Source organism: Streptomyces sp. H51, assembly GCF_035656535.1.
In the GTDB taxonomy this organism is placed as follows: Bacteria; Actinomycetota; Actinomycetes; order Streptomycetales; family Streptomycetaceae; genus Streptomyces.
On the sequence record NZ_JAYMHD010000051.1, the window covers coordinates 128,261 to 141,314 of the forward strand.

Here is a 13,054-nt window from a genome sequence, read left to right on the forward strand (position 1 = left end):
TCCGCGTACGGGCCCACGGGGTGGACAGTACGCGAAACCGAACCCTCACGCCGGGTGTTGAGCAGGGGGCGGGGCAAGGTGCCCGCCGTGGTGCGGTAGGCGGAGAGGGGCGGTGGATGGACAGCGTCGATGGCGACGAGGCCCGGACCGGGCAGATGGCAGAGGCGGACGACGAGACGGACGATGCGGCGGTTCCGGCCGGGGTGTGGGAGCGGGAGCCCCATCCGTCGGACAGCCTGCGCACGTTCGGCGCGGTGGTCCAGGCCTTGCGCGAACATGCGGGACTGAGCCGCGCCGAGCTCGCGGCGCTGGTTCAGTACTCCAAACACACGGTGGCCTCGGTGGAGTTGGGCCGTCGGATGCCGGATCAGGCGTTCATCGAGCGCGCGGAGGAAGCGCTCGGCAACACCGGTGCGCTGCGCAAGGCCGCCCGGCACCTCACCCGGGGCGAGGCGGGCCTCGCGGCGTGGTTCCGGCGGTGGGCCCGGCTGGAGCGGGAGGCGGTGAGTCTGTGCACGTATGAATGCCGGTTGCTGCCGGGGCTGTTGCAGTCGGAGGCGTACGCGCGGGCGGTGTTCGACAACAGTGTTCCGCTGCTGACGGATGAGCAGACGGAGGCTCAGCTCGCCGCCCGAATGGGACGCCAGGCGATGCTGCGGGAGCGGCCGACCGTGCCGTTCGGCTTCATCGTGGAGGAGTCGGTCTTCCGGCGCGGGCTGGGCGGGCCGCAGGTGCAGGCGAGCATGCTGGACCATGTGCTCGAACTGACCGCGCCGCGCAACGTGACGCTCCAAGTGGTGCCATTGGAGCTGGAGTTCCACGGGTGTCTTGACGGGCCCGTGCGAATTCTGGAGACCCAGGAGGGGAGACGGCTCGGGTACTCGGAGGGACAGCAGAACGGGCGGCTGATCTCCGACCCGAAAGAGATGAGCCTGCTCTGCAGACGCTATGACACACTGCGCTCGCAGGCCCTCAACCCGAGAGAATCCCGGGACCTGCTGGAGCGACTCCGAGGAGAGCTATGAGCAGCGGTGCGACGGAACTCGCCTGGTTCAAATCCAGCTACAGCGGCACCCAGGGCGACGACTGCGTTGAGGTCGCGATCGCCGAACAGGCCGTGCACATACGGGACTCCAAGGACGTGACCCGCCCGGCGTTCGCGGTGAGCCGTGAGCGTTGGGGGCAGTTCGTACGGTTCGCGTCGGGGGACTGAGCGGGCGACCTGGAGGAGCCCGGTGGCGGCCGGCGGGCAGTCCGCCGGCCGCCACCGCGGGGCTCAGCTCACGACCGGCGCCGGGGCGGCGCCGAACGGTACCGACGCGCGTGAGGTGACCGGGGCCGGGTGGCGCCACAGGCCGCGGCGGGTGAGTTCGGGCAGCACGCCCTCGCCGAACCAGTAGGCCTCCTCGAGGTGGGGATAGCCCGAGAGTACGAACTCGCTGATGCCGACCGAGCGGTACTCCTCGATCAGGTCGGCGATCTCGGCGAACGAGCCCACCAGAGCGGTCCCGGCGCCGCCCCGCACCAGCCCGACGCCGGCCCAGAGGTTGGGGTAGATCTCCAGGTCGTCCTTCGAGCCGCCGTTGAGTTCGAGCATGCGGCGCTGTCCCTCGGCCGCCGAACGGCGCAGTCCCGCCTGGATGCGGTCGATGTCGGCCTGGTCGATCCGGTCGAGCAGCCGGTCCGCCTCGGCCCACGCGGCCCCGGAGGTGTCCCTGGCGATGGTGTGCAGCCGGATGCCGTACCGGAGCGTCCGACCGTGCCTCGCAGCCGCGGCGCGGACCCGGTCGAGCTTCTCGGCCACGGCGGCCGGCGGCTCGCCCCAGGTGAGGTAGACGTCGGCGTGCCTGGCGGCCACCTCGATGCCCTCGGGCGAGGAGCCGCCGAAGTAGATCTCGGGCTGGGTGTCGGGGAGGTTGTTGAGGCGTGAGGCCTCGACCGACAGGTAGCGGCCCTGGAAGTCGACCGTCTCGCCGGCCCACAGCGCCTTGACGATGGTCAGGAACTCGTCGCAGCGCGCGTAGCGCTCGGCCTTGGTGAGGAAGTCGCCGTACATCCGCTGCTCGTGGTCCTCGCCGCCGGTCACGATGTTGAGCAGCAGGCGGCCGCCCGAGAGGTTGACGAAGGTGCTCGCCATCTGGGCCGCGAGGTAGGGACCGACCGAGTCGGGGCGCAGCGCGACGAGGAACTTCAGCCGTTCCGAGAGGGAGTTGACCATCGCGGTGGTCACCCAGGCGTCCTGGCACCACGCGCCCGTGGGCGTCAGCGCGGCCTCGAAGCCGAGCTGCTCGGCCGAGCGGGCGATCTGCCCCAGGTAGGGCACGGACGCGGGCCGGCCGGCGGCCTCCGCGGTGAGTCCATGGCCCCCTCCGATGATGTGGCGGCCGTCGCCGCCGTTGGTGGGGAGGAACCAGTGGAACTTCAGGTCGTTCACGAGTGCGTCTTTCGTTGTCGGGTCGGGTCGGATCGACGTACGGGGCGGGCGCGTCGTCAGAGCTGGCCGTGCCGGGGCGGCAGGTGTCCCTCGACCGCCCAGCGGCCGAGGTGCTGCAGCTTCCACGCCGCCGGGTCGTGCAGGCTGTGGGTGCGGGCGTTGCGCCAGTGCCGGTCGAGCCCCTCGGCGCTCAGCGCCGCCCGGGTCCCGGCGACCTCCAGGAGCCGTGAGCCCACCTCCACCGACACCCGCGTGGAGGAGGCGCGGGCGGCGGCGACGGCGAGACCGGCCGCGGCGGCCGACTCCTCCGAGAGGCCGCCGTCGGCGGTGTCGACGGCACGCCCCGCCTCGGCCAGCAGCGCTTCCGTGCCGCGCACCGCCAGCTCCATCTCGCCGAAGGCGTGCACGACCACCGGGTCCTGCGCGGCGCGGTCGATGCCGTGGATCGCCACCGCGTCGGGGTAGGGACGCGACTTCGTGGTGACGAAGGCGGCCGCGTCGTCGAGCGCCGCCCGCGCGATGCCGGTGTCGATGGCGGCGTGGATCAGCTGGGCGAAGGAGCCGTACGTCGTGGGGCCGTCGAAGACCTCGGCGTAGTCGGTGATCCACTCCTCGCCCACCGCGACGTCCGTGAAGGTGGCCGTACCCGAGGCGGTGGTGCGCTGGCCGACGGCGTCCCAGTCGTCGACGACCGAGACCCCGTGGGCGTCGCGGCGTACCCATGCGACGTGCATCGGCCCGTCCGGCCCGAGGTGGGCCAGCACGGGGATCCAGTCGGCGAAGAGCGCGCCGGTGCAGTAGAACTTGGTGCCGTCGAGCCGCCACCCGTCCCCGTGCGGGTCGCGGGTCAGGGTGGCGCGGAAGTCCCGTACGTGCTTCGTGCCCAGTTCGGACTGGGCGTTGCCGAACCACCGGCCCGCCAGGACCTCGCCGAAGAGCCGCTCCTGCTGCGCCCGGCTGCCCTGTAGCCGCAGCTGGTTGACGTAGATGAAGTGGCTGAGCGGGATCTGGCCGATGTTCGGGTCGGCCCGGCTGATCCGCCGCACCACCTCCGCCACGACCGATGCGGGAAGACCGGGACCGCCGAACGCGCGCGGCACGGTGATGGCCAGCAGGCCGCTGCGTGCCAGCCGGTGGAGCTGTTCGAACGGCAGGATCCGCTCGCGGTCGCGCGAGGCGGCCCCGGTGGCGAACTCCTCGGCGAGCCGGGCGGCGGTGGCGAGCGCGCCCGGGGTGTCGAGCACCGCCACCCGCGCGGCTTCCCCGTCCGGCCGGGGCGCGTAGGCCGGCGCGTCCGGCGTCCTGCCCCCGCCCCCGGTGGTGGCCGGGAGCCGGTCCTCCTGCGACGTCATGAGATGTGTGCCCCTTCCCGGATCAGTGAGTGGAGGTGAGCGCGGCGGTCCGCTCCGCCTCGGCCCAGCTGCGCGGGCCGTTCGTGAAGGCTCCGCGGTAACGGGCCGCCGGGTGACGCTCGGAGAGCCGGTCCTGGCCGAACAGCTTGCGGCGCAGCGTGCCCTCGCCGTACTCGCTCTGGGCGAGGCCGCGCTCGCGCAGCACCGGCAGGACCTTGTCGGCGAACTCCTGGAAGGAGCCGGGGATCACCCAGTTGATGACGTTGATGCCGTCGACACCTGCCGCCTGCCACACTTCGAGGGCGTCGGCGATCTGCTCGGGCGTGCCCACGATCACGGTGTCCTCGAGCCGCTGGATGGCCAGGTCGCCGACGGTCGGCTCGCGGTCGGTGATGTGCTTGCGCAGGTGCTCCAGGAAGCCCTTGGCCGTGTTGGTGTCGATCCGGCTCAGCGGGGTGTCGGCGGGGTAGACCCGGCCGGCCTTGTCGACGATCGCGGAGTGCGCGGCGTAGCCGTCGGAACTGACGTACTGCTGGTACCACGCGAACTTCTCGTGGGCCTCCTGCTCGGTGTCGCCGACGACGAAGGAGAGCCCCTGGTGGAAGGTGATGTCGTGCGGGTCACGGCCGTACGACACCGCGAGCGCGCGGGTCTCCTCGATCTGCCGGCGGGCGATCTCCGGCGTCGGGGCGATCAGGAAGACGGCCTCGGCGTTGCGGGCGGCGAAGTCACGGCCCGGGCCCGAGGAGCCGGCCTGGAAGAGCAGCGGCGTCCGCTGCGGTGAGGGGGCCGGGAGGAACGGGCCCTCGACGCGGTAGCGCGGCGAGGAGTGGAAGATCTTGTGGATCTTGCTCGGGTCGGCGTGCCGGCTGCCCGCCTTGTCCTGGACGAGCGCGCCGTCGTCCCAGGAGCCCTCCCACAGCTTGTAGGTCACGTCGACGAACTCGTCGGCCCAGCGGTAGCGCTCGGAGTGGTCCTCCAGCGCCTGGTAGCCGAAGTTGCGGTAGCCGTTGTCCTGGGTGCCGGTGACGATGTTCCACGCGATGCGGCCCTTGGAGATGTGGTCCAGGGTGGTCAGCTGGCGGGCGAAGTTGGTCGGGTGCTGCTGGAAGACGTTGCTCGTGACGGCCAGGCCGATGTGCTCGGTGTGGGCGGCCAGGGCGCCGACGAGCACGGCCGGGTCGTTGCTGGGGATCTGCAGGCCCTCGTTGACGTAGACCGAGTAGTCGGCCTCCGCGTCGCCGTAGAGGCCCACGACGTCGGCGAAGAACATCGAGTCGAACTTCGCCCCTTCGAGGATCCTGGCGAGGTCGATCCACGTCTCGACGTCGTTGAAGTTGTGCTGCTGGGCGTCCGGCCGGCGCCACTGACCGTGGTGGATGTGGCTCGTCGTGTTCATCACGAAGGCGTTGAAGAACAGGCGCTTGCGCCGGGCGGGGGTGGTGTCGGTGGTCATGAGGCACTCCTGTGCGGTGTGGTGCGGTTCGGTGTGGTGCGGCGCGGTGCGGTTCGGTGCGGTGGGTGTGGGCGGTGGGGCTGTCAGTGGTGTCGAGGCGGTGTGCCTGGTGGCCGGCGGGCAGGAACGGGGCGCGGCCGGAGCACTGTTCGCGCGGGGTCCGCGGTCCGCGGTCCTCCGCCGGGGGCGTCGCCGCTCAGGTCTGCGAGAGCCGGGGCAGGGCGGTGAGGAGCCGTCGGGTGTAGTCGTGCCGAGGGCGTTCGAAGACGTCGTCCGCGGTGCCCGACTCGACGGCCTTGCCGTCCTTCATGACGAGGATCCGGTCGCTCATGTGGTGGATCACGCCCAGGTCGTGGGAGATGAAGAGGTAGGAGACGCCGAGTTCGTCCTGGAGGTCGGTGAGCAGGTCGAGCACCTGTGCCTGGATCGAGACGTCGAGGGCCGACACCGGCTCGTCGCAGACGATGACGCCGGGCTCGGGGGCCAGCGCCCGCGCGATGGCGACGCGCTGGCGCTGGCCGCCCGACAGGCGCAGCGGGGCCGAGTCGAAGTGCTCCTCGCGGAGCCCGACCTGCTCCAGGAGCCTGACCGCCCTGCCGCGCGCCTCCGCCCGTGAGGAGGGCGGGGTGGGCCCGGTGGCCAACGCGTCCGTGAGGATGCGCCCGACCGGCCACCGGGGGTCGAAGGAACTCAGCGGGTCCTGGTAGACCACGCCGATCCGGTGGCGCAGCGGGCGGCGCTGTGCCTGGGTGAGGCTGGACCACGCTCGGCCGTGCAGCAACACCTCGCCGGTGGTCGGGCTGATCAGGGACAGCGCGATCCGGGCGGTGGTGGTCTTGCCGGAGCCGGACTCGCCGACGATGCCGAGCGTCTCACCCTGGAAGAGCTCGAAGGAGACATCGTCGACGACGGTGCGGTCGATCTTGTCCGGGCCGGTGTAGACCTTGGTGAGGTGGCGGGCGTCGATGACCGGGCGGTCCCGCTCGACCGCCTTGCGGGTGCGGACGGCGGGCGAGCCGGCGGAGTCGCCGTCGTCGGCCGGCTTCACCAGCCGCCGGCCGCGGGTGTGCTCCGCCGGCACCGCGTCGAGCAGCGCCTGGGTGTAGGGGTGCCGCGCGTCGCGCAGGATCTCGTGCGCGGGACCCTGCTCGACGATCTCGCCGTCCTTCATCACCGCGATGTCGTCGGCGAGGCGGGCCACCACGGAGAGGTCGTGGCTGATCAAGATGATCGCCCGGCCGCGTTCCTTGGCCTCGATGAGCAGGTCGAGGATCTGGGCCTGGACGGTGACGTCGAGGGCGGTCGTCGGCTCGTCGGCGATGAGCAGCGGCGGGTCCAGGGCGATCGCCCCGGCGATGAGCGTGCGCTGCCGCAGGCCGCCGGACAGCTCGTAGGGCCGCTGGCGCGCCTTCACCTCGGGCTCGGGCACGCCGACCGAGGCGAGCAGCTCGATCGCCCTGGCCCGACGGGACGCCCTGGTGCCGACGCCGTGCAGTCTGAGCGGCTCCGCCACCTCGGCACCGACCTCGCGGAGCTGGTCGAGGGAGACGAGCGCGTCCTGGAGGACGAAGCCGATCTCCTTGCCCCGGATCCGGCGCCAGGCGCGTTCGCTCTGCCGGGTGAGGTCGAGGCCGCCGAGCGTCATCCGGTCCGCGCTCACCCGCGAGCCGCCGCCGGTGAGGCCGACGAGCGTGCGGGCGGTGACGGACTTGCCGGAGCCGGACTCGCCCACGATCGCCAGGCAGCGGCCGGGGTGGGCGGAGAAGGAGATGCCGTGGACGACCTCGCGCCCGCCGAACCGGACACGGAGCCCCTCGACGCTGAGCAGCGGCGCGCCGGGGGCCGCTCCGTCGGGACGGGCGGACTGTCGGGTCACGGCCTCGTCGGTGATGGTGTCGCCGGCTGCGGGTTCGGTGGTGGGCGGCGAGACGGTCATCGGGCCGCTCCTTCCAGTCGCTGTCGGATCGCCCGGCCGAGGGTGGTGACCGAGATGGCGAAGAGGACGATCACGAGACCCGGGAGGACCTCGAGCCACCACTGGGTGGTGATGTAGTTGCGTCCGGAGTCCAGGAGCGCGCCCCACTCGGGACTCGGCGGCGGGACGCCCAGGCCGAGGAAGGCCAGGGACGAGGCCCACACGATGGACTGTCCGACGCCGAGGGTGACGACGGCGACCAGCGGGCGCATGGCGTTGGGGAAGAGGTGGTGGCGCAGGACCGTCCACCGGCTGTGGCCCAGTGCGTGGGCCGACTCGATGTAGCCGGCCTGGCGCACGTTGAGCACCTGGCCGCGCACCATGCGGGCGTAGCCCGGCATGGAGCTGATCCCGACCGCGATGATCGACGTCCTGACCGACGGCCCGAAGACGGAGATCACCAGCAGTGCCGCCAGCAGCGACGGGAAAGCGAAGAGGACTTCGAGGGCGCGGGTGACGACCGTGTCCACCACGCCGCCGGCGAGTGCCGAGACGAAGCCGAGCACGATGGCCAGGCCCATGGCGATCGCGGTGGCGCCGAGGCCGATCCCGAGGGAGAGCCGGGTGCCGTGCACGACTCGGCTGAAGACGTCGCGGCCGGCCTCGTCGGTGCCGAAGAGGTGGTGCCACGACGGCGCGGCGAGGGCGTCGGTCAGGTCGACGTGGGTCGGCGTCGTGGAGGCGAGCACACCGGGCGCGACGGCGGCCAGTACGACGAACGCGATGAAGACGGCGGAGAGGGTGGCGCCGAGGCCGAGGCCGAGGCTCCGGCGGACGGCCCGCCTGGGCTCGGCCGCCTCCGCGCCGACCGGGCCGGGGCCGACCGGGCCGGGGTCGAGCGGATCGGGGCCGGCCGGATCGGGGCCGACCGGATCGGGGCCGACCGGGCCGGGACTGAGCGAGACGGTGGTCATGAGGCACGCAACCTTGGGTCGATGGCGGTGTAGGCGAGGTCGACGAGGAGGTTGGCGACGACGTAGATCGCGGCCACGACCACCACGACTCCGGAGACGGTCGGGACGTCGCGGGTGCTGACCGCGGTGTTGAGGACCATGCCGATACCGGGCCGCCCGTAGATGTTCTCCACGATGACCGCGCCCGAGACGAGCGCGCCGAGCGCCCAGCCCGACAGGGTGACCGCCGGCAGCACCGCGTGCCGCAGGGCGTGCCGGAGGCGTACGGCGGTGTCGCTCATGCCCCGGGTACGGGCGGTGGTGACGAACGGCTGGTCGAGGACCTTGTCGAGCTCGTCACGGATGACCTGCCCCAGGAAACCGCTGAGCGGGATCGCCAGGGTGAGCACGGGCAGGACCAGGCCCAGGGCCCCCGAGCCGCTGATGACGGGGAAGACCGGGATCTTCACCGCGAAGACCACCAGCAGGATGACGCCCACCCAGTAGTGCGGCAGGCTCGCGGTGAACGCCTCGAAGACCGAGCCGAGGCCCTCGACGGCCCGTCCGCGCTTCACGGTGAGCAGCGAGACCGCGAGCGCGATCACCCAGGCCACGGCGAGCGCCGAGACGGTCAGCACGAGGCTGGGCACGATCTGGGCGCCGATCACCCGCGTGACCGGCTGGTACTGCGTGTAGGAGGTGCCGAGGTCGCCCTCGAAGAAGCCGCCGAGATAGTGCAGCCACTGCGAGACCAGCGGATGGTCGAAGCCGAACTCGTGCCGGACCGGGGCCAGTTCGGAGGCGGTGTAGTTCTGCTGCTTGCCGTTGCGCATGTTGAGGATCGCCGTCGCGCGGTCGCCCGGGATCAGGATCTGGGCGAACCAGGCCAGGGAGGCCGCCGCGAGGAGCACGCCGACCGCCGAGACGATCTTGACGGCGGCCCGGCGGGCGGCCCGCGCGGTCGCCCACGCGGGCCGCCTCGGCGGCGCGAGCGACGCCGGGTCGGGGGTGATGGCAGTCATGACGGTCCTCGACTCACTGCTTGCCGGTGAAGTACGCGTCGGAGAAGACCGGCTCGCCCTGGCTCTTCTCGACCCAGAAGCCGTGCAGCTTGTCCGAGACGGCGATCAGCGTGTTCTGGGTGTAGAGCCCGACGCCGGCGGCGTCGTCGTTGATGATCTTCTGGGCCTGCTCGTACTGGCCGAACCCGGCGGCGGTGTCGGTGTTCGTGTTGGCCTCGTCGATCAGCTTCGTGAGCGTGGAGTTGTTGTAGAACGACTGGTTGTTGCCGTTCGGGCTGTCCTTGGTGGACTCACGCCAGACGATCCAGAGGATCGCCGGGCTGGGACTGGTCCAGTACGACGCCTGGGCGTCGTAGCCGTCCGGGCCGCTGTACTTGCCGCCCCACGACTCGGCCTGCGTGGCGGGGACGAGGGTGACGCCGAAACCGTTCTGCTTCCACTGCTCCTGGAGCGCCTGCAGGACGGTCGCGCCCTCGCTGGTGAAGATGTAGCCCGGGCCGTAGACGAGCCGGATCCTCAGCTTCTGGCCGCCCTTGGCGTAGATCCCGTCGGCGCCCTTCTTCCAGCCGGCCTGCTTCAGCAACTGGGCGGCCCGGCCGGGGTTGTAGGGGTACGGGTCGGTGCCGAGGTAGCCGGGGGTCGACTGCGAGACGGCGGGGTTGGGCTCGTAGGGGATCACGCCGTGGAAGCCCGCCTCGACCGCGGCCTCGCGGTCGGCGGCGTAGGCGAAGGCCTGCCGGACGCGCTTGTCCCTGAACGGCCCCTTCACGGTGTTGAGGTAGAACGAGACCGGGTGACCCGGGGTGATGTAGCGGATCGTGTGCTTGAACTTGGCCTGGGCGTCCTTCCAGTTGACGGTCGGGACCTCGTAGACCACGTCGGACTGGCCGGTGGTGAGCGAGGCGTAGCGCGAGGTGCCGTCGGCGACGAACTTCCAGTCGATCCGGTCGACGTACGCCGGGCCGTGGTGCTTCGCGGTGGCGGGCCACGAGGTGTAGTGGGGGTTCCTCCTGAAGACGACGTTCTGGCCCTTGTTCCACTTCTCGACCGTGAAGGCGCCGGAGCCGACCGGCCGCTCGCAGTTCTGCTCCTTCGTCCTGGTCCTGAGCGCGTGCTCGGACTGGATGCCGAAGTAGCCCTGCGTGATCAGGCGGAGGAACTCGGGGTAGGGCCTGGTGAGATGAATGGCGACGTGGGTCGCGTCGATCGCCTCGGCGTTCTTGTAGTACGGGTCCATCGACACCTTGGCGGTGCCGTTGAGGTCGCTCTTCTCGAACTGCTCGAAGTTGTAGGCGACGGCCTTGGCGTCGACCGGGGTGCCGTCGGTGAACTTCACGCCGTCCTTGAGGGTGAAGGTGTAGGTCAGGCCGTCGGCCGAGGTCGTCCACGAGGTGGCCAGCCACGGCCTGACGCTGCCGTCCTCGGCCTCGGTCACGAGACCGTCGAGGACCTGGCGGGAGATGTAGGCCTGCTGGATCCAGCCGCCGAAGATGCAGGGCGGCTCCTGGACGTGGGTGTAGGTGATCGTGCCGCCCTGGACGGGCTTGCCGCCGGTGCCCCCGGTGCCGCCGGCCGAGCCGCTGCCGCATGCTGCCAGCGTGAGACTCGTGAGCACGGCGCCGACGGAGACGACGGCGGGACGGGGTCTGGTGAAGTGGGTCATCAGCTGGCTTTCTCTGCAAAGGGGTTGGGCGTGGGGATCGGGGCCGGGACGCCCTACGGGGCGGGGGAGGGCCGAACTCGATGGACCGGGTGGTCCGGGGTCCGGTCCGGGGAATCAGGCCGCGGCGAGGACGTGGTGCCGGGCGGTGAGCGTGGACGAGAAGGCGTCGGCGACCCGGTAGACCTCGCGGGCGGTGTCCTCCTGGACGGTGACCGCGCCGTCCGGGGCGACCGTGATCTGCTTGTCGACCACGAACCAGCCGGGGAGCACGTGGTCGGCGCCCATGGAGGTGAGCACCGGCCGCAGCGCGTAGTCCACGGCCAGGACATGGGCCGGGCTGCCGCCGGTGGCCAGCGGGAGCACCGCCTTGCCCGCGAGGGCGTACTGGGGCAGCAGGTCCAACAGGGTCTTGAGCAGACCGGAGTAGGCGGCCTTGTAGACGGGTGTTCCTATCACCACTCCGTCGGCCTGCTCGAACAGCCGGGCCGCGCCCTGGATCGCGGGGTGTCCGAAATCCGCCCCCAGCAGCGCCTCGGGAGGCAGCGTGCGTACGTCCAGCGGGATCACATGGTGTCCCTGCCCGGCCAGGCGCGCGTCGAGGTGGCGCAGCAGACGGCCGGTGCGGGAGGTCGGGGACGGGCTTCCCGAGACGGAGAGCACGGTGGACATTGAGGGCTCCTTCACAGAGGACAGGACGGCGGCGCGCACGGGGACGCCGGCCGTGGGCTGCCGTCCCGCACGACAGAGGCGGCGGGAACGGGCAGGTCACGGCTGCGTGAGGGGACGGAGAGACGACACGCCGGACCGGCGGAAGGTCAGGAAGTACGCCGCCCGGCTGCGGGCAGGCGAAACCCGGGGGGCACGGCGGGAAAGCGCGAGAAGGGGACTCGCTCAGCGGGCGGCGCGAGGCGAACAGAGGCCGCTGGACACACGCACGAGGTCGACATGGCGTCGACGTGTGAGGTCCTTGCGCTGGTTCATGTGAAGGATTCAAGCAGACGGTGGGTCAATCGGTCGAGACGAATCCTGTTAAGAATCCATGATGCCTTGATAGGGTCCCCCTTCCATGCGGATCGAACAGCTCGAGTACCTCCAGACCGTCGCCCGGCTCGGCTCCCTGCGCCGCGCCGCCGAGGCGCTGCACCTGTCGCAGCCCGCGCTCAGCGAGACCGTGCGCAATCTCGAACGCGAACTCGGCGTCGACCTGCTGGACCGCCACCGTTCGGGAGCCCGCACCAGCGATGCCGGCCGCGAGCTGCTGCCGCACATCGCCGCGGTCCTGGAGGCCGTGGACCGCCTGCGCCAGGCCGCCGACCACCAGCACCAGGTCAGCCGGATGGTCAGGCTCGGCACGGTGCACGCCGCGACCGTCCCGCTGCTGGTCCCCGCCGTCCAGGACTTCCGCGCCGCGCACCCGCGGACCCAGGTCGAGATCGTCACCGCCCAGCAGGCCGACATCCACCGGATGCTCGCCGAGGGCGGCCTCGACCTGGGCCTCGTCAACTACCTCACCGGCGACGACCTGCCGCCCGACCTGGACTCGACCCAACTGCTGCGCGGTCGACCCGTCGTCTGCCTGCACCCCGACAGCCCACTGGCCGGGCATTCCGCCGTCAGCACCGACGCACTGCTGCGCGAGCCCCTGATCGTCATGCGGGCCGGCTATGTGATGCACCGTTACATCCACCGGCTGCTGCGCGGTCGCACCCCGGTCTTCTCCTACTCCACCGACGGCGCCGAAATGGGCAAGCTCATGGTCGCCGAGGGCCTGGGCGCCACCGTACTGCCCGACTTCAGCGTCATCGGCGACCCGTTGGAACGCAACGGCGTGATCACGTGGCGCCCGCTCGCCGACGCGGAGAAGGACACGGAGGTGGTGATGGTCGCGGAGCGCCGCCGCTCCGGTTCGTCCGCGCGGGCCGTCCGCGATCTGCACGACATCCTGCTGGAGCGGGCGCGGCTGTACCGGCGCTGACGCCCACCCCCCGGCCTGCCGCCTGCCTCGACGGGCGGCGGTCGGGGCGCGGTGACGGTGCGGGCGGTCGGGGCATGGGTGGCGGTGCGGTTCGGTCGGGGCGTGGGTGGCGGTGCGGGCTGCCGGGGCGGATTGATGACGGTAGGGGCCGCTGGGGCGGAGGTGACGGTAGGGGCCGCCGGGGCGGAGGTGACGGTAGGGGCCGCCGGGGCGCGGTGGTCGCGCGTTTGTGGCGGGTGGCACCACGGTCTACGGTGAAAAGGCTTGGAGAGCTTCGCCGGTGC

Annotated in this window: 12 protein-coding genes; 3 read left to right on the top strand and 9 right to left on the bottom strand. The window is 71.5% G+C overall.

The genetic code is table 11. The features are described 5' to 3' along the window. Positions 1-155: 155 nt before the first annotated feature. Positions 156-1,025 (top strand): helix-turn-helix transcriptional regulator, encoded by an 870-nt coding sequence (locus VKA29_RS17370; protein ID WP_324786983.1) that lies wholly within the window; start codon positions 156-158, stop codon positions 1,023-1,025. After that, positions 1,022-1,213, top strand: coding sequence for a DUF397 domain-containing protein (locus VKA29_RS17375; RefSeq protein WP_324786713.1), 192 nt, complete (start codon positions 1,022-1,024; stop codon positions 1,211-1,213). The genes VKA29_RS17370 and VKA29_RS17375 overlap by 4 nt, the downstream gene beginning before the upstream one ends. Positions 1,214-1,276: 63 nt before the next feature. Here the strand turns inward: VKA29_RS17375 and VKA29_RS17380 are convergent, their stop codons facing one another. The 9 genes from VKA29_RS17380 to VKA29_RS37005 all read right to left on the bottom strand — a co-directional run bounded on the left by VKA29_RS17380 (position 1,277) and on the right by VKA29_RS37005 (position 11,776). Further along, positions 1,277-2,434, bottom strand: coding sequence for an LLM class flavin-dependent oxidoreductase (locus tag VKA29_RS17380; RefSeq protein ID WP_324786715.1), 1,158 nt, complete (start codon positions 2,432-2,434; stop codon positions 1,277-1,279). Positions 2,435-2,490: 56 nt separating this feature from the next. After that, positions 2,491-3,786, bottom strand: coding sequence for an SfnB family sulfur acquisition oxidoreductase (locus VKA29_RS17385; RefSeq protein WP_324786717.1), 1,296 nt, complete (start codon positions 3,784-3,786; stop codon positions 2,491-2,493). Between the two features lie 22 nt (positions 3,787-3,808). After that, positions 3,809-5,242: an NtaA/DmoA family FMN-dependent monooxygenase gene (locus tag VKA29_RS17390; protein ID WP_324786719.1), complete on the bottom strand. Its 1,434-nt coding sequence runs from the start codon at positions 5,240-5,242 to the stop codon at positions 3,809-3,811. A 196-nt stretch (positions 5,243-5,438) separates the two neighbouring features. Beyond that, a complete protein-coding gene (locus tag VKA29_RS17395; RefSeq protein WP_324786721.1) occupies positions 5,439-7,178 on the bottom strand; it encodes an ABC transporter ATP-binding protein in 1,740 nt (579 codons plus the stop codon). Further along, on the bottom strand, positions 7,175-8,131 hold the full coding sequence (locus VKA29_RS17400) for an ABC transporter permease (RefSeq protein WP_324786724.1): 957 nt from the start codon (positions 8,129-8,131) through the stop codon (positions 7,175-7,177). Before VKA29_RS17400 ends, VKA29_RS17395 begins: the two co-directional genes overlap by 4 nt. Beyond that, complete coding sequence (locus tag VKA29_RS17405) at positions 8,128-9,132, bottom strand: ABC transporter permease (RefSeq protein ID WP_324786726.1); 1,005 nt, start codon at positions 9,130-9,132, stop codon at positions 8,128-8,130. Before VKA29_RS17405 ends, VKA29_RS17400 begins: the two co-directional genes overlap by 4 nt. A 13-nt stretch (positions 9,133-9,145) precedes the next feature. Beyond that, positions 9,146-10,795 carry an ABC transporter substrate-binding protein gene (locus tag VKA29_RS17410; RefSeq protein ID WP_324786729.1) on the bottom strand — a complete coding sequence of 550 codons (1,650 nt, stop codon included), beginning with the start codon at positions 10,793-10,795 and terminating at the stop codon, positions 9,146-9,148. A 114-nt stretch (positions 10,796-10,909) separates the two neighbouring features. Beyond that, positions 10,910-11,464: an NADPH-dependent FMN reductase gene (ssuE, locus tag VKA29_RS17415; protein ID WP_324786731.1), complete on the bottom strand. Its 555-nt coding sequence runs from the start codon at positions 11,462-11,464 to the stop codon at positions 10,910-10,912. Positions 11,465-11,686: 222 nt separating this feature from the next. After that, on the bottom strand, positions 11,687-11,776 hold the full coding sequence (locus VKA29_RS37005) for a putative leader peptide (RefSeq protein WP_351891410.1): 90 nt from the start codon (positions 11,774-11,776) through the stop codon (positions 11,687-11,689). 85 nt (positions 11,777-11,861) lie between these two features. Between VKA29_RS37005 and VKA29_RS17420 the strand changes: the two genes are divergently transcribed. Beyond that, on the top strand, positions 11,862-12,770 hold the full coding sequence (locus VKA29_RS17420) for a LysR family transcriptional regulator (RefSeq protein ID WP_324786733.1): 909 nt from the start codon (positions 11,862-11,864) through the stop codon (positions 12,768-12,770). Positions 12,771-13,054 lie beyond the last annotated feature (284 nt).